Origin of the sequence: Pseudoalteromonas sp. SR45-6, from assembly GCF_014163545.1 — a bacterium.
Lineage (GTDB): Bacteria > Pseudomonadota > Gammaproteobacteria > Enterobacterales > Alteromonadaceae > Pseudoalteromonas > Pseudoalteromonas rhizosphaerae.
On record NZ_JACJDM010000003.1, the window covers coordinates 77,304 to 101,694 of the forward strand.

The window sequence follows — 24,391 nt, forward strand, 5'->3', positions numbered from 1 at the left end:
TATTGTAACTAAAGCCTTGCTTAACCCAGCAAGGCTTTTCAATTAAGCATCAGGATAGGTATACTCAGTCAAACATATTTAAAAATTAAGTGATGTATGGCAAACCCAAAAAGCTCTTTGAGCATTCCCCCTCTAGTCAGTAAACGCTTTACGCTTATTGGTATTATTTTATTGTGTGTTTTACTGCAAATTATTAATAGCTTACCAGGCGTTAACTTAAATGGATTAGGTATTTACCCTCGCAGTCTAAGTGGCTTAACGGGTATTTTTTTCGCGCCTTTTTTACATGGCGGCTGGGCACATTTGCTTAGTAACTTAATCCCATTTGCAGTGCTTGGCTGGCTAGTCTGCCAATATAGCGTCAAACGGTTTTGGGCTGTATTTATCTTTACTGCTGTGGTTGGAGGATTACTGGTTTGGCTATTTGGTCGCGCTAATATTCACGTTGGCCTGAGCGGTGTACTTTATGGCTTGTGGGGCTTTTTAATTTGCTACGGCATTATGCATCGGTCATTTAAGGCCATTGCTATTAGTGTCGCGGTGGTATTTTTATATAGTGGTTTAATTTGGGGTGTTTTGCCACAGCGTCCCCATGTGTCATTTGAAAGCCACCTGTTTGGCGCACTCGCTGGTATTCTTATTGGCTATTATTTAGCAAAACAAGATAAGAAAAGCGCAAGTTACAAGCTTTAAAGTTAGCAAGGTTAAAGATAAAATATTAACCGTCATTATCTCGGATTAATTCAATTTGCGCTTTCTCAATTTCGGTTAGCGCTTTATATCCAAAAGGATAAGGCCAACCATAACCCCATCTAAATGTTGTTGGAGAATATGGACTACCGCCAACACGCACACCGCGAGCATGAGTTGTGCTATTTACACCTCGCTTACTTCAGCTACACATTCACGAAGTCCATTATCAACAATATGCCTTTGCTCATATGTACCATCTTGGCAATAACTATAATCGTGGGCGGTACAGCAAAATAACCATAATTATTGCTGAACAGGTAACAAACTTCGAGTAAATTAGGGGCGCTCAATCGATATGGAACCAACTTTAGCTGCAGGTTTGTTTTATCCCGAGTCTGAATGAAACCGCAATCTTGTATTAGTGATTTCAGCATTTTGCTAGCTATTAATCAGATATCGATACTGCTAAATTATTATACTTTGTCAATAATGTTGAGCCTTTTTAATGATTAAGCTACTTAAATTTACTTAATAACTAACTACACTCGGTTATAGAACCTATAATTAAAGCAATACCTTAACAAGAAACTATTTCTTCGTGTATAACTCTCAAAGTATGATTATGAATCGAAGCTGCTATTTTCCTAGCGTAAACGATGGCTCAACAGGTAAATAACTACAATCAAGAGTAGCTATTAGCTGATTATTACTCTTTTTAAGAATTATTTAGCCATAAAACATAGTAGATCGGAGTCCTATTTTTGACAAAGATAATTAAACACCTGAGCATAGTTTTGTTAGCACTCATATTTGCAATGTCATTTGCTTTTGCTAACGCGCCATCAGTTCATTTTGAACGTCTATCTATCAAAGATGGCTTACCTCAAAGCAGCGCGAAAGCGGTGTTACAAGATCGTAAAGGGTTTTTATGGGTTGGTACTGAAGAGGGTTTGGCCCGTTATGATGGTTATGAGTTTAAAGTTTTCAAAAATAGTTTAGATAATCTCCACTCACTCTCAAATAATTATGTAACTGTTCTTTTTGAAGATCAACAGAGCGATCTTTGGATCGGCACCAGAGGTGGTGGCCTAAATCGCTTTAGCTCTACAACTGAACAATTTACGCATTATCGCCATCAAGCAACAAATCTAAACAGTTTAAGTAATGATACCGTGCATGCTGTTACGCAAGATAAACAGGGAAATATTTGGGTGGGGACAGACGGTGGAGGCCTTAACCGTTTTAATCCTGTCACCGAACAATTTACTCATTATCGTCATCAGCAAGCAAACTCTGCAAGCTTAAGTGATGATGCTGTTAGTGTTATTACTGAAGATCAACAAGGAAACCTATGGGTAGGCACGTGGAGTGGCGGCTTAAATCGTTTTAATCCTATCACTGAACAATTTACTCATTACAAACACCAAGCAACAAACCCTAATAGTATAAGTAATAATGCTGTCAGTGCCATTCTTGAAGATAAACAAGGTAATCTATGGGTAGGAACAAAGGGTGGCGGCCTTAATTATTTTAATATCACTTACGATAAATTTACTCGCTATATCCATAATGCAACTGTGCCCAAGAGTCTGAGCCATAATGAAATAGCAGCCATTACCGCAGATCAAGAAGGTAACCTTTGGTTAGGAACTTTAGGTGGTGGACTCAATTATCTCAACTTAAAAACCCAAAAATTTACCCACTATCGCAATCAGACAACAAACCTAAATAGTTTAAGTAATGACAATATTCGAGCCATCACTTATGACCAACAGGGTAATCTTTGGATAGGAACCGATGGCGGCGGACTTAATCGCTTAAACTCACTTACTAAACAATTTGCTCACTACCATCATCAAGCTAATAAACCCAACAGTTTAAGTAATAATATAATACGCGCTATTACCGAAGACAGTCGAGGCATACTGTGGGTAGGAACTTGGGGAGGCGGTTTGAATCGCTTTGATTCCGTCACCGAGCAGTTCTCTCATTACCGTTATAATGAAGATGATCCCAACAGTTTGAGCGACGATAAAGTCTATGCCATCACTGAAGATCGCCAAAATAATCTTTGGATAGGCACTGATGGTAATGCCCTTAATCGTTTTAATCCAATGACAGGGGAATTTACTCACTATCGTCATGATCCTAGCAATGCTAACAGCCTAAGTGATAATGCGGTTAGTGCCATTACTGAAGACCAGCATGGCGATCTTTGGTTTGCCACGTGGAAAGGTCTTAATCGCTTTAATCCAATTACGGAGCAATTTACTCATTATCGCTATCAAGCAGATAACCCTAATAGCATAAGTAATGACAGTATTCGGGTGATCACTGAAGATCAACAAGGTGATCTTTTGCTAGGGACTTGGAAGGGCCTTAATGTTTTTAATCCAAACACCGAAAAATTTATTAATTACAAACATCAGCCAACAGATCCTAGCAGCTTAAGTAATGACACTGTCTACGCGATTACCGAAGATCGAAAAGGAAATATTTGGATAGGTACCGCCAGTGGCCTTAACTTATTCAACAAAACTACCGGTAAATTCACTCGTTTTCTGAAAAAAGATGGCCTACCTAATAACGTTATTTATAGGATTGAAGAAGACAATAAAGGCAGTCTTTGGCTGAGCACAAATCTTGGTTTATCTAACTTTGATTTTAATACAAAAACATTTAAAAATTACAATATGGATGATGGATTACAAAGTAACGAGTTTAATGCTGATGCATCATTTAAAAATAAACGCGGTGAATTATTTTTTGGCGGGATCAATGGTTTTAATCGTTTTTTCCCCGATAAAATAATCAGTGATACCCAACAACCAAAGGTTGTTATTACCGATATGTTACTATCTAACCAATCCGTACCTATCAGCAATGTAGTACCATTAGATAAAAAATCAGACATAATTAAAAACACGCCTAATAGTAGCTATTCTTTAGAAAAACCAATTCACTCCACTTCTGCAATCACCTTAACTCATCAACAAAACCTTGTAACATTTGAATTTAGTACACTGCATTTTTCCAATCCCAAAAAGAATCAATATGCCTATAAAATGGAAGGTTTTAATGAAAAGTGGATCACAACTACTTATAAAAACCGCCGCGCAACATATACCAATTTACCAACCGGCAATTATATTTTACGCGTTAAAGCCAGCAATCCATATGGCATTTGGAACGAAAAAGGAGTAGCCCTTAAAGTCACTGTATTACCACCGCCATGGCTATCATGGTGGGCATACTCATTTTATTGCACGTTACTCCTGTTCATTATTTGGCTATTTGTGCGCGCGCAACGCAAAAAAGTCATATTTATAAAGAAGCTAAATGAGCAATTAGAAATTAAAGTGGCTGAACGGACACTAGGTTTACAAAAAGCGAATGAAGAACTAGCTAAAATTACTGTAACCGACGAACTCACAGGGTTAAATAACAGACGATTTGTCGCTAATAATTTGCAAACAGACATTGACTTAGTACTACGAAAATATCGCACTCATGATCAAAATAATGATATTGAAAATCATAGTGAATCAGACTTAATCTTTTTTATAATCGACCTAGATCACTTTAAACAAATAAATGATCTTTATGGTCATGCCGCAGGTGATAGCGTATTAATGCAAATTAAACCTATTTTAAAACACGTTTTTAGAAATACCGACTATCTTGTGAGGTGGGGAGGTGAAGAGTTTTTAGTAGTTGCCCGCTTTACCGACCGAAAAAATGCACCGCTACTTGCGGAAAGATTAAGAGCATCGTTTGAAATGCATAATTTTGTCATAGATGACGGAACTATTATCAAAAAAACATGCTCAATTGGCTATGCTAGTTTTCCTTTTTCAATAAATAATCCCGAAAGTTTAAATTGGGAACGAGTTGTAGATATTGCCGATCACTGTTTGTATGCAGCGAAAGAATCAACAAGAAATGCTTGGGTAGGACTAAGCGACATTGATTGTTACGATGATAATTTATTTGTAGCCATCACTGAAAAAACGCAGCAATTGATCAACCTCGAGCAAATAAAAGTAGAGTCTTCAATTCTTAAACCGGATAAAATAAAGTGGCATTAATACACTTTTGTTTACTCCATTAAATAGAGTTAAGTAGTTGCAGGTTTATCTTCTAATTATACAAAAAACACTTAAAAAATAGCCGCGATGTAAACCAATAAACACACGATATGCTTATTACGTGGCGTGGCAGTTTATATTATACCTTATGATCTCAGCGTCATTGTCACTAATACAACGGCGTGATCAGTGCTTTGGTGGTCATGCTCAATCAAGGGATGGTCGTAGTTGTACGAATGAGCTCTGCAGCTCTGCTTAGCTCATATTTAATAACATTACTCATTGATATGTGGTAACGCAATTGTCGTTCAAATTCATAGAAAGTATTCAGTGGCTCAAAGATTAAATGTCGTAATTTAAAGCTGAGTAACGGAGACAACATAAACATTGCATCATCTAAATGATCTTCATATTACTCATGAAAGTTATCTTTGCTTCCCTTGCTCTAAATGATCAACTAGGATGGGTTGTTCGTAACCTTAATTAAAGTAACCAACGTTTAAGGAGTTTTGATGAGTAACAGCGAAAACTATACCCCGCCTAAAGTATGGCAGTGGGACGCGGAAAGTGGCGGTGACTGGGCAAAAATAAATCGACCAATTGCAGGCGCGACTCGCCAGCAAGATTTACCAGTTGGTGAGCACCCTCTTCAGCTTTACTCACTGGCAACCCCTAATGGCCAAAAAGTCACCATCATGCTTGAAGAACTGTTAGAGCTTGGTATCACTGAAGCCGAATATGATGCGTTTTTAATTAAAATCGGCGATGGCGATCAATTTGGCTCAGGCTTTGTGGGTGTTAACCCTAATTCAAAAATTCCAGCGCTGATGGATCACAGTACGACCCCTATAACGCGGGTGTTTGAATCAGGTGCTATTTTACAATACTTAGCAGAGAAGTTTGATGCGCTAGTGCCAAGCGACCACACCAGTAAAACCGAATGCCGTAACTGGTTATTTTGGCAAATGGGATCAGCACCTTATTTAGGCGGTGGTTTTGGTCATTTCTATGCCTATGCACCACACAAAATGCAATATCCTATTGACCGATTTACGATGGAAGTTAAACGCCAGCTAGATGTATTAAACCGCCATTTAAGTGATCACGATTACATGGCTGGTAGTGACTATTCAATCGCAGATATTGCTATTTGGCCATGGTATGGCTCGCTGGTATTGGGATATTTATACGACGCCGCCGAGTTTTTAGATGTTGAATCATATACCCACGTGATGCGCTGGGCAAAACAGATTGAACGCCGCCCTGCAGTAAAGCGTGGTCGTAGAGTTAACCGGACTTGGGGCCCAGAAGATGAGCAACTAGCCGAGCGCCACAGTAAAAGCGACTTTTAACGAAAACCTAACAGCGCGATTAGTATGACTAACCGCGCTGTTACTTATGCTGGCTGTAAATCTATTTGGTTATTTCGCGCCTGCAGGATCTGTAAGCCGCGTGCTAAGAATATGCCACTTAAAATACCGTAAATCGCGCTGACAATAACCATAAATTCTGTACTTTGCGTAACTGCTAGTTGTATTGCCAGCATCACTCCAACACAATATTTAGTAAAGAAAATGGCCATTATTAGTATAAATGGTACTTTGCTACCAGGTATATGAAACACATGCTGCTCACTTATGTAGCGCACTCCCTTTGGCAAACCGAATTGACGAGCGACTCCCCAACCAAGTACTAAACACACAAACCAAACTGCTAATGCAATTACACCAGAAAATGCGGAGTACACCCCAAAAACTGACAGGCCAGCCATTGCGACAGGTAACACACAAACACTGCGTAACGTGACCTCTCTTGCTCGGGTTTGTTTGACACCAAGCACAATCAGGCCGGCAAATAACGCGAACACCCACAGCGGTGTATGTTTAATTATATCAATCACTAAACTTCCTTTTTATTGTTGTTATTGCTTATTGTATTAGTGCCTTGAGCTTAATCTTATTTAAATAATTAATAAAGTTACAATTACATTTTTTTAACCTTTATATACGTAGCAAGCTTAATGTGCCATCTCGATGCTAACTTAGAGAATAGTAAAAGGCGACGACAAACAAATATCGCAGAGTGTAATCGCCATCATTTCAGTAGTAGCAAAACAACAGCGCAATTTGATAACCAAAAACCACTCAGCAGCAAACTAAAACATTCTCTTAAATCGAATGGTTAAGCCATTAAATTGCATTGTTAATTTGTAATATAAAAGGATATGCTCTTATTAGTAATTTACAATTAAAGGAACGGCTATGAAGAACGTATTATTAATCAACTCATCACTCAACGGTGAAAACGGTAATTCACATCAGCTTAGTGAACAGTTCATTGCTGAGCTTACACAAAAAACTGACATTACAGTGACTCGTCGGGATGTTGCCGAAAACCCATTACCACACCTAACTCAAGCTGAAATGGGCGCATGGATGACAGAGCCTTCACAACGCAGCGATGAGCAAAACAAACTGGCTGCTATTTCTGATGAGTTGGTCACTGAGCTGCAAAATAATAAGCTCATCGTGATGGGCGTCCCTATGTATAACTTTGGTATTCCATCTACATTAAAAGCGTGGATCGATCGTGTTGCTCGCGCAGGCATTACGTTTAAATACACTGAAACAGGCCCTGTTGGGTTAGTTGAAAATACTAAAGTAGTTATTCTTGCTGCTCGTGGCGGTATGTACTTAGGTACTGATATGGACACGCAAACTAAGTATCTAAAAGACTTTTTTGCATTTTTAGGTATCAAAGATGTGGACTTTATTTATGCTGAAGGCCTAAATATGCCAGGTGGTGATGACAGCAAAAACGCCGCTAGTAAAGAAATTTCAGATTACGTATCGGCACTTTAATTTTTTGATAAACAAGCGGTCAGTAAGGACCGCTTTTTAGTTAGCCATGCTGATTTCATTTATTACACATTCTTATCGTCAGTGGATCCGTGTAACTCAACATTCAATACTTTTGTAAACTTGGTGCTTATGTTGCAACACTCTCTATAAACCGCCCATTTCGCTATGCAAAGGTGAAATCTTTTCACAGTTAGCGAAATTATTACAAAGGAGATGAGTATGACGATTAAGAAATCTGCACAATCACATTGGTCTGGCGATATTAAATCTGGTAAAGGTCAAATTAGCACCGAAAGCGGCGCTTTAGATAATCAGCCCTATGGTTTTAATACGCGCTTTGAAGATAAAGCGGGCACTAACCCAGAAGAACTAATAGCTGCGGCGCACAGTGCTTGCTTTAGTATGGCGCTATCACTTGCGTTAACTGAAGCAAATTACGTTGCTGATGATATCACCACCAGTGCAGTGGTTAGTTTAGATGAAGTGGATGATGGCTTTGAGGTTAGTCATATAGCCTTAAGTGTAGAGGCAAAAATTGCCGGTATTGCTGAATCAGAATTTAAAAAACTGTGCGAGCAAACCAAACAAGGCTGCCCTATCTCAAAATTAATGAATGCTGAGATATCTCTCACTATGGCACTCAACTAAGCTAAAAAATTAACCGTATATAAGCCAAGTAATTATTACTTGGCTTTTTACTGCACGGTTTTTACTATACGTAAAAGGTATAAACATAAAATAACGTAAAATTTCAGCTAAATCTCTGGCCTAGCCAAGCTAAATAAATCATGCGTTGTCGTAAAGTAATCTCCGCCCATTTTACCAACGGTATTTATAGCTCTTGGGTCAATATAGCCGTTAACAAGTACACTTTCATCAATATAAATACCAACTACATTTAATAACATCATTTGCCCGCCACCTGCTTGTTCAGAAATAGTGACCACGTCACGTAAGCTACATTCATAACGAACCTTAGCTGCTGCCACCCCCAATGGAGTTACTGATTGACTTGCACATGATGCGATCCCCACAGCCGTAAATTCACTAGTTTGCGAAGAAAAATTACCGCAACTTTGATTCATTTGATCCACCAGATTATGACTGACCACATTGATAACGCACTCTTTTGTGGCCAGTAAATTGTTTAAGGTATCCTTGTTTTGATTCTCAGCTGGATTTACCTGAGTCACACTCAACACTGGCGGGTTTACACTTGCCACGGTAAAAAATGAATACGGCGCAATATTCGCCACGCCATCACTACTTAACGTGCTTATCCATGCGATAGGCCTTGGCGTGATCCCACCAACCAATTTACTGTATGCCCCTTTTTGCTCGTCAGGATCAGTTAAATCAAAGTACATCATCACCTCATTAAATTTAAACTCATTAAACTAAACGCCTTTTCACTTTGTTACGTATTAAAGACAAAGTAAATGAAAAAAACGCTTTATTACTATGACACACTCTTTGTACTGGTTTACTAACGATTTACGACTAAGCGATAACGCATTAATCTCTCTTGCTGCAAAGCAAGATACAGCACTTAGCTTTGTATATTGTATTGACCCTCAATTGTTTAAAAGCAATCACCATGATTGCCAATCAATGGGACAACATCGCTGGCAGTTTTTAGCGCAATCTTTACAACAGTTAAACAATACTCTGAAAGACTATGGGCAACATTTAGTGATCTACCATCAAGCTGCTCATGAGATGATTGAACATTATTATCACCATCACAACGTGCGTACTCTATATTGCAGTGAACAAATTGGTTACAATGAGCAGCAAACGCTACTCAATGTAGCGAAAAATCATGCTGATCTTGTTATTAAACAAGCTAATACATTTACCTTATATGGCAACCAGCAACTTCCTTTTAGTGTTAATGAACTGCCAGCAACATTTAGTCAATTCAGAAAGCTAATTGAGCAAACAACGCCCACTATAAATACACTTTTAGATCCTCCAGAGTACATAGCCAGACCTTTAATTGCTCCAATGCCTTGGCCAACTACATTGCCTAATGTCAGTAAAGAACGAGCGTTATTCGCAGGTGGTGAACAAAGTGCGACTGATCATCTAGCTGATTACTTTTCAAGTGCTAATCCATCTACCTACAAAGAAACTCGCAACGCTTTAGCTGGTATTGAAAACTCAACCAAGTTTTCTCCTTGGCTTGCTAATGGCTGCATTAGTGCTCGGCAAATAGTCAACGCTTTGCGTAATTATGAGCACATTCATGGCGCAAACGACTCAACTTACTGGATTTATTTTGAATTACTGTGGCGTGAATACTTTCAACTATACAGCCTGCGTTATGGCAATAAGTTATTTTCTTTTGCCGGAATTACAAAGCGTAAGCCACTAACCAGTTTTTACCCACAGCGATTTAAGCAATGGTGCACAGGCACAACACCGTATCCCATTGTCAATGCATGTATGAAACAGCTGAATAAAACCGGCTATATGTCAAATCGTGGCCGGCAATTAGTTGCAAGCTGCTTGGTAAACGAGCTCAAGCTAGATTGGCGCTTTGGCGCTGCTTATTTTGAACAACAACTGATTGATTACGACGTGGCATCTAATTGGGGAAATTGGCAATACCTTGCAGGTGTTGGCGCGGATCCTCGCTCGGGTAGGCATTTCAATTTAGTAAAGCAAACCCAAACCTACGATGCTAATAATCAATTTATTAATCACTGGCAAGGTGATGAGGTACACGCCATAGACTCGTTAGATGCCGCAGATTGGCCGTTAAGCAGTTAATAATGCTTAAAGAATAGCGGTGGTGAGAATAAAAGTTGTAGCACACAAAACCGAGCCTTTAAGACTCGGTTTTGTGCATTTTAGCAAGGTGCAACATTATTAAATGTTCTAATTTTTGTTTTTAAATCAAATGCTGCATAACCAGCCACAATAATAAAACAGCCTGCTGGCACAATATAAGAAAAAGCGACACTGAAGGTATCAATAAATACAGCCTGTACCACGGGTACTATTGCTCCACCTAAAATAGCCATTACTAATCCGGCAGCACCTAACTTTGCATCATCGCCTAAACCATGTAATGAAATTGCGTAAATAGTGGGAAACATTAACGATAAACAAGCCGATATACAAACTAAAGCCCAAACGCCACTTATAGTTGGCATTTGCACCATATATAAACATAGTAGCGTCGCAATTACAGAGGTTGCCATTAATAGTTTTGCTGGTCTAATAAATCCCATAAGCCATGTCATCACAAACCGAGAGAACAGAAAAGTGATCATACTGTATTGCAAAAACGTTCCACCGGTCACTTCGTTTGTATCAAGTGCTTCCATAACGTATTGAATGGTAAAGGTCCATACACAGGTTTGCGCTGCAACATTAAAAAACTGCGCAATAACGCCAAAGCGATAATGTGTATTTTTAAATAATCGTTTAAAGGTTGCACGAAAATCGACATGCTTAGATACCTTTTTTTGCTTGCAAAAGTTAGGTGTTTTAGTAAATGCAATTGCCAGCCAAATAAGCACAAGTACGCAAGCCATACCCACATAAGGCACCATAACCGCATCTAGTTCTGCTTTTATTACCTGAGTTAGTTGCTCAGCGCTCATAGCTGCACGCTCATCTGAGGAAGCTATATTTAGGCTAGGTAAAATAAGGGTTGCGGCTAAAAACACACCGATATTAGTACCAACAGGATTGAAAGATTGCGCTAAATTTAATCTACGGGTTGCACTTTGCTGATTTCCCATTCCCATCACATAGGGGTTTGCTGAAGTTTCTAAAATAGATAGACCACCAGCTAACACAAATAAAGCGGCTAAAAAAAAGCCGTAAGTCATTGCTTGGCTTGCGGGATAAAACATAAATGCCCCCATCGCAGCCATGCCTAAGCCTGTCAATACTCCCGTTTTGTAAGAAAAGCGTTTATTTATATAAGCGGCAGGAATGGCTAAGCAAAAGTAGGCGCCATAGTAGCTAAACTGTACAAGTGCCGATTGCACTGAAGACATAGTAAATATTTTACTAAATACTTTAACTAACGGATCAGTCATATTTGCTGCAGCACCCCATGCTGCAAAGCAAAGTACAAGCAAAATAAAGGGAACCACCATCTCCTTAGAGACAAGAGGTGTTTTTGTATGTGTGTGTGTGGTCATTGCCATGTCTCAGTTGTTAACTTTGAGTAAAGCATTTAAACAGGTAAATATCACCTCGTCAATAAATCAACTATAGTTATTTATTACATTTAACAATACTTAATTGTACTCTGTCGTTAATTTAATATTAAATGATCAGCACAGTAATAAAACCAATGCTGTCGCCAAGTATGTCCGCTCAGTGTACAATTAGTTAAGTTATTCAAGACAATAACAGATTAGACAGGAATCATTATCAAAGCTAAAAACCCTCGACTCGTCTCACAAGAAGGCCGAAGCCAATCTGGCTTGCGTGCTCACAATGAACGTCGAATTATGTCTTTAATTCGTCAACAAGGGAGTGCGCCAAAAGCCGAGATAGCACAAAAAACGGGTCTTTCTGCACAAGCCGTTACAGTTATTATCAATAGCTTGGAAGCCGAGTCGTTATTAATAAGAAAAGAGCCACAGCGTGGCCGTGTTGGCCAACCCACGATTCCGTTTGCCTTAAATCCTGATGGTGCTTTTGGCATCGGCTTAAAAGTTGGTCGCCGAAGTTATGATTTAACCTTAATTGACTTGGTCGGAAATATTCGCGCAACCTTAAATGAATACTGTGCCTACCCTACTGTAAATAGTCTGCTCACTTTTCTAGAAAAAGGTATCAGCGTACTTAAAATGAGCTTAAGTGACGAGTTAGCCGAGCGTATTCTAGGTATTGGTGTTGCAACTCCTTTTGAAATTTGGAATTGGACTGAAGAAGCTGGCGCACCAAAGAAAGTAATGAATGAGTGGAAGTCTTTCGATTTTAAACAAAGAATCAATCAGATCATCTCTCTTCCTGTCTATGTATGTAATGATGATACCGCAGCATGCTCAGCAGAGCTGAGCTTTGGCAACCCAGCTCGCTTTACCGATTTTTTATACATTTTTATTGGCACTTTTATTGGTGGTGGAGTCGTTATAAATGAAACCTTATTTACCGGTAAAAAAGGCAATGCGGGAGCTATTGGCTCATTACCAAGGCCTGTACTCAATAGTGAAGGCCAACTAACATCGCAACAGCTGATCATGCAGTCTTCGCTGTATATCCTTGAAAAAATGCTTAAAGATGATGGCTACAATACCGACATAGTGTGGAGTTCAAAAGAATATTGGGGAGATTTAGGCCCTGTTTTAGATAAATGGATAGATCAAGTTGCAGATGGCCTTGCCTATGCAGCACTGTGCTCACTGGCTATTTTTGATTTTGAAGCCATTGTGATTGATGGTGCAATCCCTATCAATGTAAGAGAGAAAATAGTATTAGCAACAAAGTCAAAATTAAGCCAAGCCGATCATCGTGGCATTTATCGCTGTGCCGTACAAAGCGGCTCTATTGGTGCTAAAGCTCAATCAATAGGTTGCGCTAACCTACCGTTAATTATAAACTTTTCTCAAGATAACGTCAGCCTTTCCCACAACTAGCTTCCAATAAATTTATCAAGCAGCCGGCGCTATTCGCCGGCGCTTTAATATCCTGGATTACCCGCAAATAAATTCAATTAAATAACTCCATAAACTTGTACAAAAAAATAAGTAATAATAGTTGATTTATTACTTTTAGTTCTCTACATTCTATTTACAAATTTGCCCAAACTGGTGAGGCGGGTTGATAAAACAGCAAGTTTTTAATCACACGCAACAAAAGCAAAAAATGGTTTAGGATTTGGGCACATAATCGTAACGGGTGCATCTGGTCAAAAAAGAGTGAATCTATCAATGCCATTAACCCAGCTAAGTTAGCTGGCTTGATTCGAGAAGATACATAAAGCGACGTATTTTTTGACACCAAAATCAATAACTGTCTTGGTGGTCAAGGCTTAGATTTAACCAAAGGTATCGTTTAAAACGAGACGATACCCTGACAATTTTTATAGGAATAACGTAATGGAAGTAGTTGCAATTGGTGAAGCCTTAATTGATTTACTCTCAAATGATTGTATAGATAAAACAGTATTAAACAGCGAGCCAGGATTCACTCAATTTGCAGGAGGTGCGCCCGCAAATGTAGCTGTCGCCGTAGCAAAGTTAGGCGGTTTGAGCTCACTGCTTGGTAAGGTAGGCGATGATCCGTTTGGTCGTTTTTTAATAAAGGCACTCGATACACATAATGTTAAAACATCACATGTTAGCTTTTCTAAAAAGGGTAAAACTGCACTAGCCTTTGTCTCATTAGATGAAAGCGGTGAACGTACATTTGATTTTTACGATAAAGACGCCGCGCATTATGATTTGCAGATTTCCGATTTAACCCCCTCTTTATTTGCAGCCCCTAAAATAGTGAGCTTTTGCTCAGGCTCTTTAGCTAAGGCTCACATATTAAATACTACGTTAAATGCACTAAAACACTTTAAAGAAGCAGACTCGGTTACATGCTTTGATATTAATTTTCGACCTGCCTTTTGGGATGAACCACTTACAGCCCCATCCATTATTAATGATATAGCTAAAACGGTTGATGTTATTAAAGCAAGTAAAGATGAGCTGATAGCCCTGTATGGCATTGAGCATATTGAAACCACAATAAAAAGCTGGGTAGACAATGGCGTGTCATTGGTTTTAATGACTGATGGTGGCGAGCCAATTACATTTTCCTCATGCTCATTTAGTGGTACATATCCTTGTCCACTAGCGAATGTCGTAGATACCACAGCTGCCGGTGATGCTTTTGTAGGCGGTTTTTTATACCAAGTAGCTTCGCTAGTAAGTGATAAAAACGAATTTACTGATTGGGCCAATAATTTTGAAAACGTATTAAAAGCAATCAACTTTGCAACTAAGTGTGGCGCCTCAACTGTCGCAAAGTTTGGTGCATTCGACGCTTTACCAACGCAGCAAGACCTGTCTGCCTGAGCACTTACAATCAACCAGCCTATTTGTAACCTCTATACTAACGACTAAAACTCATATTTTTAGTTTTAGTCGTCTAACAAAATCGCTTTTAAACTACTTTTACATTTAATACGTATAAAACCATTTATGCCTAATTATTTATAAACGATACGGTTTTGATATCACCAGTATGAAAGAAAAAATAAACATAGTCTGGTTTAAACGTGACTTACGCCTAAGCGATCATCAGCCTTTAAAAAATGCGTTTAGTAATGGCCTGCCCACACTATTAATTTATAACTTTGAACCTTTACTGCTTGACGATGGGCATTACAACGAGCGGCATTGGCGCTTTGTCTATCAATCAATTGTTGATTTAAATACCCAACTAGCTCGCTTTAATAGCCGCGTGTATATATTTAATGAAGACATGCAAACCCTGCTTGAATCGCTTCACTCGCAGTTTGCAATCACAAACATGTTTAGCCATCAAGAAATAGGGCTAAACAACACTTTTGAACGTGATAAAACCATTAAAACATGGTGCCAACACCACCATATTAACTGGTTAGAGTCGCCAACCGGGGCTGTGATACGTGGCAAAAAAAATCGCCACAATTGGAACGAACGCTGGCAACAAACCATGCAAGCACCTATTGCTATACCTAATTGGAAGCAAATAAAGCCACTCACCCTTACTGACTATAAAACACCCAAGCTGCCTAGTGCCTATACGCAAGATAATGAATATTTTCAGCATGGGGGCCCACGACTTGCCCGTGAAGTAATGCAAAGTTTTTTTGCTGAACGCGGTAAGGGTTATCAAAAAGGAATATCTAGCCCTAGTTTAAGCCGTACTCATTGCTCTAGGCTATCGCCCTATTTAGCGTGGGGAAATATCAGCCTGAGGCAAGTGTATCAAATGGCGATTGACGCATACCATAGCACTCATGCTGATAAAAAAGGTTGGCAGCGCCCGCTTGCTGCATTTGTATCTCGCCTGCACTGGCATTGCCATTTTATGCAAAAGTTTGAAAGCGAATGCAGCATGGAATTTAAAGCATTAAATCCGGGGTACCATGCATTTCCATATCGTGATGACGCACAAGTTACTAGCGATATTGAACGCTGGGCACAGGGGCAAACCGGTATTCCTATTATTGATGCCTGTATGCGCTGTTTAAAAGCCACCGGTTATATTAATTTTAGAATGCGCGCTATGTTAGTTAGTTTTGTTACGCATCATTTAAACATCAGCTGGCAACATGCAAGCCTGCCGTTGGCTAACTATTTTTTAGACTTTGAACCGGGGATCCACTACCCGCAAATACAAATGCAAGCATCGGTTACGGGCATTAATACTATTAGACATTACAACCCGATTAAACAATCTGAGGATCAAGACCCGAGCGGTGAATTTATAAAAAAATGGTGCCCAGAGCTTGAAAAGCTGCCTGTAGAATACTTGCATGAACCTTGGGAGCAAACACCCATGGAAGCATTATTTAACGACTTTAAACTAGGTGACGATTACCCTGCACCGATGATTGATTTAACCAAAGCGTCTAAAGAAGCGAGAGAACGGCTTTGGCAATATCGCGAACGTATTGAGGTTAAGCGCGCTATTCCTGCGATTTTAAAAAAGCATGTAAGCATCGTCCCTAGAACAAAAAGTACCAAGACAAACCATCACAATGGCTCATAAAAAACTAACTTTACCGCAAAAAACCTGCCCCACTTGCAAACGTGATTTTGCTTGGCGTAAAAAATGGCAGCGCGACTGGGATAACGTTATTTACTGCTCGCAGCGTTGCAAACGCAATAAAAACGAAGAGTCAACGCGCTAGCTAAAATTTGCAGTTAAACAGAACAAAGCTTTGTTATTGATTCTAAAAATACGGTAACATCATTGTTATTATTAATAATAAATAGCAATAATTAAGGGATACTATGAATTGTACAAGTTGTGGTAAAGGGTTACTTAAACCGAGTTTTATTGAAGGTCAATTTCGTTCGCACACATGCACGCACTGTAATGGCCACTGGATACTAATCGAAGACTTTGCAGCTTGGAAAGAGCGTAACCCAAACTTTGCATTTGCTGACAATATCTCATTCGAAGCCGACGCTAAAGACACTAAAAAAGCGTTAATTTGCCCAGTATCGGGAGTCATTATGCGTAAGTTTCGTATTTCATCAGCAACTGACCACCGTATTGATTACAGCGCACCAGTAGGTGGGATCTGGTTAGATGCAGGTGAATGGGAATTACTAAAAGAAGAAGGCTTAGCTGGTACATTGAATGCAGTAGTAACACAGCAATGGCAAAACCAAATTAGAGAGCAAAGTACCAAGCAAAACTTTAGTGACATATATGCTGATAAATTCGGCGCAGACACTTATACAAAAGTGAAAGAACTCAGAACATGGCTTAATGCACAACCGCAAAAAGCAGATTTGAGAGCCTACCTAATGGCTGAAGACCCATATTCTGCAGAAAAGTAAGCTGCTAGAAAAAGTAGGACTCGCTGTATCGAGTCCTTTCATCACAAAATACACCACAGTCATTGTACTTGTTTAATTTTCTTATTGCTGTGTTAACCGCATGCGCCACTGTTTTACTGTTATACTCAAATGCTAATACGCAGAAGCCAATCGCGGCTATGTCATATTTACTTCCGACTTGTCATTCTATGCAAGTTAACCACCTGATTTAAAACCGCTTTATATTAAAAATACTAATTTAGTAAATAACAAAACCCTTTACTGAGACCATTGTTTACAGTCAAGTGTTTCGCTTGCCTGTAAAACAGCCCACAGTTTGTTGGCGAAGTAGCATCATTCGTTTATGAACTCAGCATACTTTAAACAAGGCGATAGCATGAGTGAATTAACTATTGGCGTAATTGGTACGTCACGCAAGACAGATGAACGACGTTACCCTATCCACCCAGACCACCTTAAGCGCATTCCAGAACAACTTAGAAAACAACTGATCTTTGAACAAGGCTACGGCGAAGCTTTTAATGTGAGCGATGCGCAAATAGCCGCATTAACCGGTGGTGTTGCAAGTCGCAGTGATATTTTAACCAAAATAGGCACCGTGATCATCGCCAAACCGGTGCTTGCTGATTTACAGGAGCTAAGTGAAGGTGGAACCCTTTGGGGCTACGTACATTGCGTACAACAACGCGAAATAACCCAAGCTGCACTTGATAGAAAGCTCACTCTCATTGCGTTTGAAGATATGTTTGTATGGTCGCCGCAAGGCAATGTTGGTCGTCATACTTTTTATAAAAATAACGAAATGGCCGGCTACTGTGCGGTGTTACACGCACTGCAGCTCAAAGGTATTGATGGACATTATGGTGATCAGCGTAAAACCATCATCTTTAGTTTTGGTGCTGTTAGTCGCGGTGCAATTTATGCACTCAAAGCCCATGGTTTTAGAGATATTACGATTTGCATCCAGCGCCCCGATCACGAAGTACGCGAAGAGATCCTCGACTGCCATTACGTTAAAGTTCGCCAAGGCCAACACGATGAAGCACGGATGATGGTGGTTGAACACGATGGTACGCAACGGCCACTAACGGAGCTCATTAGCGAAGCCGATATTATCGTCAATGGCACTTTTCAAGAAACTGCAAACCCGGTTAATTTTGTTATTGAATCTGAAGCGGACTGCCTAAAAGCAAATAGTTTAATTATAGATGTAAGCTGTGACGAAGGTATGGGGTTCTTTTTTGCTAAACCCACCACATTTGCAAATCCGATGTTTCGCTATGAAACCGTTGATTATTACGCGGTTGATCATACACCTAGTTATTTATGGGAAAGCGCAACACGTTCAATCTCAGCCGCCATGATTGTATACTTACCTACAGTATTAGCAGGCAAGGCACAATGGCAAAAAGATGAAACCATCCGTCGTGCGATTAATATTGAAGACGGTATAATCAAAAATACTGCGATTCTAGCGTTTCAAAAGCGCCAATTAAACCCGCCTTATAATGCACTTTAGTTATTAAACATCAATAAACACGCCGAGCAGCTAATCCTGCTCGACGAGTTCATCTGTAAGAGTCATTGTTCTGATGTTGTTTGCTCACCAGCAACTTTTTCTCTCAGTTGCATCACCACTTGATCTGATATAGCTAAATCTCCTTGCTTGGCACTAAAGCTATGAACAACCCCGGCAGTGGTAGCAACCACTTCCAACACCACTTTATCAAAATCAACATCAAATAAAGTTTGGTCTCGTACTACGGCATCCCCCTCATTAACGTAAATTGCCGAAATCGTAGCCTTACCCATCATTCCTTGTAGTTCAGGTACTTTGATATCCATATTGCTTCCTTTGTGGTTAATTTAAATGCTATTTCGCGCCCCATGCAGCAATCAATTTTTCAAACTGAGCCTGCACATTGTTATTATTGATACCTTGAGTTTGTTGGTTAATTGCATTAACAAGCTCAGTAAATGACGTTTGGTTATTGTTACTGGTAACCGCTGCAGTTAGCGCATTCACAGCCTCTTTATTATCAAGGGCTGCAAGTTGCTCAATTAACGCCTGCAAGTGTGGCTGACAGTTATTACCAGCTATAGCACGGCTTAATTGCTCTAAACTTGCCATATAAGGCGTTTGCACAAAACCATTATCAAGCGATTGCGCTATGCTACTAATTGCTTGTTTATTATCTAAACCTTGAATATTCACACCAACACTTTGTAATAACTGGCTGTAATCGTGGCTTAGGTTGTTTTTACTGAGTTTACCGGCAATCTCTTCCAGTGATTGATGCAAATAGCCCATTTGCTCCACCGCCATCATCACCGGGCTGCCTGCGCCATCAAGTTTATTTAAACGTACAAAGTCACCTTTAATTTGACTAAAGCGCTGCTGCTGCTCTGCGCTTAAGGTGCCACGCAGTTCACCGAGTTTAAGTAAGTTCTCTTCAGAGCCTTTACTGAGTGTTTGCGCTTCACCACGATAATGGTCACAAATTAAGTTTTCTAGCTCTTCGTCATTCATGGCAGCAACGACTTTTTCTGCCATTTTATTCATATTACGGTAGCTGCCTTGCAATTTAAATGGCGGCTCTGTGCGATAATTATTATCTTGCGCGGCTGAGGCAATATACTGGGCGTTCACTTTTAGTACGGTATTACGAATAGTGATTAATCGGCTGAGTACCGCTTTAATTTCGTTAACTTCCGCTTGTGAATAGCCGTGTTCAAGCTCATTTAATGAAATATCTTCGCCTTGACACATCCGCACTAACTTATATAAATCTTCCATGTTACGGTTAGCCAATGGCGCTAATACTGCATTAGATGTTAGCGCATTTTCTATAAAGCTCATGGCAAACTCTTGCTCACACCCGGCTAAGGTATCGCCAAGATTATAAATATCGGCGCGGTTTGCCAACATATCAGGAATTTTAAAGCTCTCACCTGATTCTGTATACGGGTTACCTGCCATCACTACGGCAAACTTTTTACCGCGTAAATCATAGGTTTTACTTTTACCGTTCCACACCCCGTCAATACGTCTTGAGCCATCACACAAAGAAATAAATTTTTGTAAAAACTCAGGGTTAGTATGCTGAATATCATCTAAATACAGCATCACGTTATTGCCCATTTCAAAGCTCTGATTGATTTTTGCAATCTCTTTTTCAGCCGTAGCATTAATGGCTTGAGCAGGATCGAGTGACACCTGATCGTGCCCTATCGACGGGCAATTTACTTTTACAAAAGTCAGCCCTAAACGGTTAGCAACGTATTCAACTAAGGTAGTTTTACCGTAACCTGGCGGCGAGATAAGTAATAGCATACCCATTAAATCAGTGCGTTTGTTTTTACCTGCTGAGCCAATTTGTTTTGCTAAGTTATCACCAATAATTGGGAAGTACACTTTATTGATCAGCTGATTACGTACAAACGAGCTAAGTGGCCTGGCTTTAAATTCATCAAGTTGCAGACGCTCTTTTTGCGCCGCTAAAATATCACTGCGCAGTGCATGATACTGCTCAAAAGCCGGTACTTGCTCAGTGATGTATTTACGAGTTCTGGCATAAAACTCTGCATAATCAACATGTAAAGTTTGCTCTTGCACGCGTTTATGCTGTCCCATTAAACGCTCAACTTGGGTGTTTGGGGTGACATCCAACACAGTGTATTTTAATGTTGTGGTGGCACTGAGATGCAAGTAGTTAGCCGCTTCCGCCTGCACCATTGCCGATACTTTAGGATTTTGCATGCAGTACGCATTAAGCCAACTTAAAAATAATAATGCCCGCTCATCAGTTTGCTTTACGTTTTCACAGGCCTGAGCAAGCTCGTTGCTATAACCTTTGGCTTTAGCGTCACTACTAAACTGTTCAGCTAAATTTTTAGCTTGCTGAGATACGATAAACAGCTGTTGATCGGCGGTTTTTTGTTGCGCTAATTGTTGCACTAAATAAGCAGCGGCCAAGTCACTGGATAAATCAGCAAAACGTGCAGATAATTTGCTAACTTGAGTTAAAAAGACATTGATCTGTTCACTTAACTGCTCGGTTAACGTGCTGATAAAACTGGTTGCAGCAAAGTGTTTATCCATCAAAATAGCATTACTCGCTTGATGGAAATATTCGTTCAGTTGTGCAGATGACAATTGCGCACTAAATAACTGCGCAATAATACGACAACTAGCCGGATAAATAAGTAAATCCAGACTATTTTTTTGCGTCAATAAGGTGTCAATAATTGCCCATGCATCGTGGTCATGAATGCCTTTTTCATAGCCTTCTTGATAGCGCGGTTCAGCAAATTTTTGCACCAGCTGCAATAATTGTTTATCTCGTTGTGCCTGCTCTAATTGTGCAAAAGTCAGCGAATGCTCACTGTTTTCACAAGCGAGTAATATTTGTGCAGCTAAATACTCACCACGATAAACCACCTCACTTTCCGAAACTAATGTTTGTTGCCACAAATGACGACTTTGCTGTAACGTTTGTAAGCTTTTCTCATCTGTTATTGGCTCAAAATAATCAGTACCCGTTAAGTGCAGCATCAGCTGCTCGTCACGCGGCAATAAGGTTAAATCGAGTAATTGCTTATTAACACTAAAAGCGTGCTTACCAATACTGACTGTATTGCCGCCATCAGTGAAAATATCTTGTTTATCACGTAACGAACGTATGCCCTGATCTTTACTGGCTTTTAGCTTTGATTGGATATCATCGGCACGAATTTCATCGCCTAACTCTTTAAGCTCACTAGTCAATGCACGAAGCTTGCTGATCATAGGATCGGCGGCAAAATAAGTATTTAATGCATCAAGCTCAGTAAAGCTTTGCGCACGGCGGTTAACGCCTTGCAATATACGCTCGGCGGCATTGGCTAAATTCAATGCGCGGCGCTGACGGGTATCAATTAAGCTTTGTTTATGCGCTTCAAAGCTTTCGTATACGTCATCACGTTTGGCAATGATCTCTGTCAGATATTCGTCAAAATCACTAAATTGCGATTCCAGCTCCTCAAGCTGAATAAGCAAACGTGAAAGTTGCTCGTCACACGCCTCTGGGGTTTTAGCATTATTTAGTGCGTTGGTAATACTTTGCGAAAAAAGCTTAAAGCGTGCGGCAAATTCAGCTTTAGCTTCAACACTGCCAAGGCTCTTTTGACGGATTTCAATGCTCGCTTTAGCACGATTAACCAACGCATAAACAGCACTGATATCTTCGAGGATTTGCGTGCGCACACGGCTGTCGTCGATGTCTAAATCAAGCATAGTGTGGTTAAGTAAATCCAGCTCTACACTTTGCGCATCTAACTGTGCGATATAGGTCTTCAGCTCGCTAACGCTTTCGCTTTTACTGCTTAGCTCTTCAAGCTCTTTAAGTTTTTCGTGGTACGGCGCCAGCGCGCTGTCTTGTTGTAAAAACGCGGCAGTTGCTTGGCTTACTTCAACCAGCCGTGTATCAATTTCACTTTGTAAGTTATTCAGTGCAGCAATATCTATATATTTAATATCTTCAAGGCTTATTACTTGCCCTTTGAGCATTTTTAATGCATCAATACCTTGCACAAATTGCGGTGCTACTTTAAAGCTATCAGGACGTACTTCTCGGGTTACATCAGTGTATTGCTTATTAATATCCACCAAGGCTTGCTTGGCTTTGTTTTGAATCTCGGTGACTTTTTCAAACTCATCAAGCACTTGCTCAGCGGTTTCATTGATGCTGTGTAGGTTTTGTGCGATTTTCGCAAATTCGCTTTCGTTAAGCCAATGGTAACGGTCAAAGATATTCCGGCTAAGGGCAATTAAATCTTCGTAATGAAATAAAGTCGGGCTTTGCTCGCTAATGGCTTTACAGACACTGTATAAATCAGAAATACCGCGAACTAAATCGGGGTTACCTATTTTACCAAAAAAGCTAGTAAGTGGCGGTGCATTGGCTGCAAATTCAGCCGATACAAACGGGCTTTGCCAAATTTGAATCGGGTGTACTCGCTCCGCTTGGTCTTTATCGGCTTTAAAAGTCAGCGTTATACCATCGTTGTAAATAGCATAACCGTGACAATAAATTGGATTTTGCAGGTTTTTATCAATAATATTATAGGCAAATAGCGCGTAACGGCCTTCACTTGGCTCGTAAAACACGTATAAAACATCTTCGCCGTTCGGTGACTTTATATGTCGGTGAAATTCTAAATCTTCTATTTGCTCTTCAAACGAGCGTGCTTGCCCTGATTGTAAGTAGTAACCACCAGGAAAAATAATGCCGTGATCTTCAGGTAAAGTTACACATGCACTGCCGATTGCATCTTGGCGCATGACCTGCTGAGTGCGGGTGTTATAAATAAAGTAACGCCATGTTTTTTCACGGTATGGGAGAATTTTTAGCAGCACTAAGTCGCCTACCAGCGCGTACTCAACTTCGCTGTCAGCAAGGGATTGGTTTTTATCATCAACAGCTTCTTGATAAATCCCTTCACCGGTGTCAGTGCTGTTTTCTATTTTAATGGTCAGTGAACCGCCAATGGTTTCAACAAACACTTGGTCCGCGATGTTGATATGAGCGTGGCGCCCTTCTATGTGGTTACTTCGGTCAGTTTTGAGCCATTCAAAATCATAGTCATGTGCGTGTTGAATATCACGCTCACCTCGGTTATCGATATAATTAATGGTGTTGTCTGGGTGAATTTCCCAGCGAAAAACCCGCACATCCGATAACTTGTCACCGATTTGGAATAGAGCAAATAGCTTGCCATTTTGTTGATATAAATGCTGTAGGCTGGTTTGTTTGTAGTAGGTATACAGTTCTTCAAAATCACGAATAAAACGACTATCGGTTAAAAAACGCGTTGTCTCTGGGTAAGGCTCAATTTCGTAATGGTCGTCTTGCTCCACCAACTTTTGTACACTAAATACATCACTGATTGCGGTTTCTTTTTTTAATCCCAAAAATACGTTGTAAGCAAAGATAACTTTATCGCCAATAATCACGATATCGCGCGGGGTACAATTTTGCTCCGTACGAACGCGAACACGCCCTTTTACTTGTAGATCAGTGCTACCAAACTCGTTAATACGCTGTGTATTTACATCATCTATTTGCGTTTTTAAACTAGCACCAAAATTATTTAAGCGGCGTTTAATTAAATCGTACGAGCCTTGTTCTAGCGCTTGTTGAGTTGCGTCCGTCATGAAACCTATCCTGAAATTTAATAGAAGTTAGCC

Annotated in this window: 17 protein-coding genes; 12 read left to right on the plus strand and 5 right to left on the minus strand. The window is 39.9% G+C overall.

Going from position 1 to position 24,391, the window contains the following annotated elements:
* The first annotated feature begins 96 nt into the window (after positions 1–96).
* The 3 genes from H5158_RS02390 to yghU all read left to right on the plus strand — a co-directional run bounded on the left by H5158_RS02390 (position 97) and on the right by yghU (position 6,133).
* On the plus strand, positions 97–693 hold the full coding sequence (locus H5158_RS02390; protein ID WP_145237407.1) for a rhomboid family intramembrane serine protease: 597 nt from the start codon (positions 97–99) through the stop codon (positions 691–693).
* A 761-nt stretch (positions 694–1,454) separates the two neighbouring features.
* On the plus strand, positions 1,455–4,781 hold the full coding sequence (locus H5158_RS02395; RefSeq protein WP_182739387.1) for a two-component regulator propeller domain-containing protein: 3,327 nt from the start codon (positions 1,455–1,457) through the stop codon (positions 4,779–4,781).
* Positions 4,782–5,293: 512 nt separating this feature from the next.
* Complete coding sequence (yghU, locus tag H5158_RS02400) at positions 5,294–6,133, plus strand: glutathione-dependent disulfide-bond oxidoreductase (protein ID WP_182739388.1); 840 nt, start codon at positions 5,294–5,296, stop codon at positions 6,131–6,133.
* A 44-nt stretch (positions 6,134–6,177) separates the two neighbouring features.
* Here yghU and H5158_RS02405 read toward each other — a convergent pair whose 3' ends face one another.
* Entirely contained in the window at positions 6,178–6,681 is a 504-nt protein-coding gene (locus H5158_RS02405; RefSeq protein ID WP_182731071.1) for a DUF6622 family protein, read from the minus strand.
* 361 nt (positions 6,682–7,042) lie between these two features.
* Between H5158_RS02405 and H5158_RS02410 the strand changes: the two genes are divergently transcribed.
* Together H5158_RS02410 and H5158_RS02415 are read left to right on the plus strand one after the other, a co-directional pair.
* Positions 7,043–7,642 (plus strand): FMN-dependent NADH-azoreductase, encoded by a 600-nt coding sequence (locus H5158_RS02410; protein WP_182739389.1) that lies wholly within the window; start codon positions 7,043–7,045, stop codon positions 7,640–7,642.
* Between the two features lie 219 nt (positions 7,643–7,861).
* Complete coding sequence (locus tag H5158_RS02415; protein ID WP_145237444.1) at positions 7,862–8,290, plus strand: OsmC family protein; 429 nt, start codon at positions 7,862–7,864, stop codon at positions 8,288–8,290.
* Positions 8,291–8,397: 107 nt separating this feature from the next.
* On the opposite strand, the gene H5158_RS02420 is transcribed toward H5158_RS02415, so the two are convergent.
* A complete protein-coding gene (locus H5158_RS02420; RefSeq protein WP_182739425.1) occupies positions 8,398–9,009 on the minus strand; it encodes a flavin reductase family protein in 612 nt (203 codons plus the stop codon).
* A 94-nt stretch (positions 9,010–9,103) separates the two neighbouring features.
* On the opposite strand from H5158_RS02420, the gene H5158_RS02425 reads away from it, so the two are divergent.
* Complete coding sequence (locus H5158_RS02425) at positions 9,104–10,417, plus strand: DASH family cryptochrome (RefSeq protein ID WP_182739390.1); 1,314 nt, start codon at positions 9,104–9,106, stop codon at positions 10,415–10,417.
* Between the two features lie 80 nt (positions 10,418–10,497).
* Here H5158_RS02425 and fucP read toward each other — a convergent pair whose 3' ends face one another.
* Entirely contained in the window at positions 10,498–11,805 is a 1,308-nt protein-coding gene (gene fucP / locus H5158_RS02430; RefSeq protein WP_145237450.1) for an L-fucose:H+ symporter permease, read from the minus strand.
* Between the two features lie 288 nt (positions 11,806–12,093).
* On the opposite strand from fucP, the gene H5158_RS02435 reads away from it, so the two are divergent.
* From H5158_RS02435 to H5158_RS02460, 6 genes are all read left to right on the plus strand, one after another.
* Positions 12,094–13,251 carry an ROK family transcriptional regulator gene (locus H5158_RS02435; RefSeq protein ID WP_220491209.1) on the plus strand — a complete coding sequence of 386 codons (1,158 nt, stop codon included), beginning with the start codon at positions 12,094–12,096 and terminating at the stop codon, positions 13,249–13,251.
* 462 nt (positions 13,252–13,713) lie between these two features.
* Positions 13,714–14,679 (plus strand): carbohydrate kinase, encoded by a 966-nt coding sequence (locus H5158_RS02440; RefSeq protein WP_182717041.1) that lies wholly within the window; start codon positions 13,714–13,716, stop codon positions 14,677–14,679.
* A 169-nt stretch (positions 14,680–14,848) separates the two neighbouring features.
* Positions 14,849–16,363, plus strand: coding sequence for a cryptochrome/deoxyribodipyrimidine photo-lyase family protein (locus H5158_RS02445; protein WP_182717040.1), 1,515 nt, complete (start codon positions 14,849–14,851; stop codon positions 16,361–16,363).
* Positions 16,353–16,505, plus strand: coding sequence for a DUF2256 domain-containing protein (locus H5158_RS02450; RefSeq protein ID WP_145237463.1), 153 nt, complete (start codon positions 16,353–16,355; stop codon positions 16,503–16,505). Before H5158_RS02445 ends, H5158_RS02450 begins: the two co-directional genes overlap by 11 nt.
* A 103-nt stretch (positions 16,506–16,608) precedes the next feature.
* Positions 16,609–17,163, plus strand: coding sequence for a zf-TFIIB domain-containing protein (locus H5158_RS02455; RefSeq protein ID WP_182717039.1), 555 nt, complete (start codon positions 16,609–16,611; stop codon positions 17,161–17,163).
* Positions 17,164–17,539: 376 nt separating this feature from the next.
* Positions 17,540–18,682, plus strand: coding sequence for a N(5)-(carboxyethyl)ornithine synthase (locus H5158_RS02460; RefSeq protein ID WP_182739391.1), 1,143 nt, complete (start codon positions 17,540–17,542; stop codon positions 18,680–18,682).
* Positions 18,683–18,744: 62 nt separating this feature from the next.
* Here the strand turns inward: H5158_RS02460 and H5158_RS02465 are convergent, their stop codons facing one another.
* Together H5158_RS02465 and H5158_RS02470 are read right to left on the minus strand one after the other, a co-directional pair.
* Positions 18,745–19,008: a biotin/lipoyl-containing protein gene (locus H5158_RS02465; protein WP_149980857.1), complete on the minus strand. Its 264-nt coding sequence runs from the start codon at positions 19,006–19,008 to the stop codon at positions 18,745–18,747.
* Between the two features lie 28 nt (positions 19,009–19,036).
* Positions 19,037–24,358, minus strand: a complete 5,322-nt coding sequence (locus H5158_RS02470) for a DNA repair ATPase (protein ID WP_182739392.1) — start codon at positions 24,356–24,358, stop codon at positions 19,037–19,039.
* Positions 24,359–24,391: the final 33 nt, after the last annotated feature.

Bases quoted from the DNA above. Each gene is read 5' to 3' on its own strand.
- H5158_RS02390 (WP_145237407.1), top strand. From the start codon at position 97: ATGGCAAACCCAAAAAGCTCTTTGAGCATTCCCCCTCTAGTCAGTAAA.
- yghU (WP_182739388.1), top strand. From the start codon at position 5,294: ATGAGTAACAGCGAAAACTATACCCCGCCTAAAGTATGGCAGTGGGAC.
- H5158_RS02410 (WP_182739389.1), top strand. From the start codon at position 7,043: ATGAAGAACGTATTATTAATCAACTCATCACTCAACGGTGAAAACGGT.
- H5158_RS02415 (WP_145237444.1), top strand. From the start codon at position 7,862: ATGACGATTAAGAAATCTGCACAATCACATTGGTCTGGCGATATTAAA.
- H5158_RS02420 (WP_182739425.1), bottom strand. From the start codon at position 9,009: ATGTACTTTGATTTAACTGATCCTGACGAGCAAAAAGGGGCATACAGT.
- H5158_RS02425 (WP_182739390.1), top strand. From the start codon at position 9,104: ATGACACACTCTTTGTACTGGTTTACTAACGATTTACGACTAAGCGAT.
- fucP (WP_145237450.1), bottom strand. From the start codon at position 11,805: ATGACCACACACACACATACAAAAACACCTCTTGTCTCTAAGGAGATG.
- H5158_RS02440 (WP_182717041.1), top strand. From the start codon at position 13,714: ATGGAAGTAGTTGCAATTGGTGAAGCCTTAATTGATTTACTCTCAAAT.
- H5158_RS02445 (WP_182717040.1), top strand. From the start codon at position 14,849: ATGAAAGAAAAAATAAACATAGTCTGGTTTAAACGTGACTTACGCCTA.
- H5158_RS02450 (WP_145237463.1), top strand. From the start codon at position 16,353: ATGGCTCATAAAAAACTAACTTTACCGCAAAAAACCTGCCCCACTTGC.
- H5158_RS02455 (WP_182717039.1), top strand. From the start codon at position 16,609: ATGAATTGTACAAGTTGTGGTAAAGGGTTACTTAAACCGAGTTTTATT.
- H5158_RS02460 (WP_182739391.1), top strand. From the start codon at position 17,540: ATGAGTGAATTAACTATTGGCGTAATTGGTACGTCACGCAAGACAGAT.
- H5158_RS02465 (WP_149980857.1), bottom strand. From the start codon at position 19,008: ATGGATATCAAAGTACCTGAACTACAAGGAATGATGGGTAAGGCTACG.
- H5158_RS02470 (WP_182739392.1), bottom strand. From the start codon at position 24,358: ATGACGGACGCAACTCAACAAGCGCTAGAACAAGGCTCGTACGATTTA.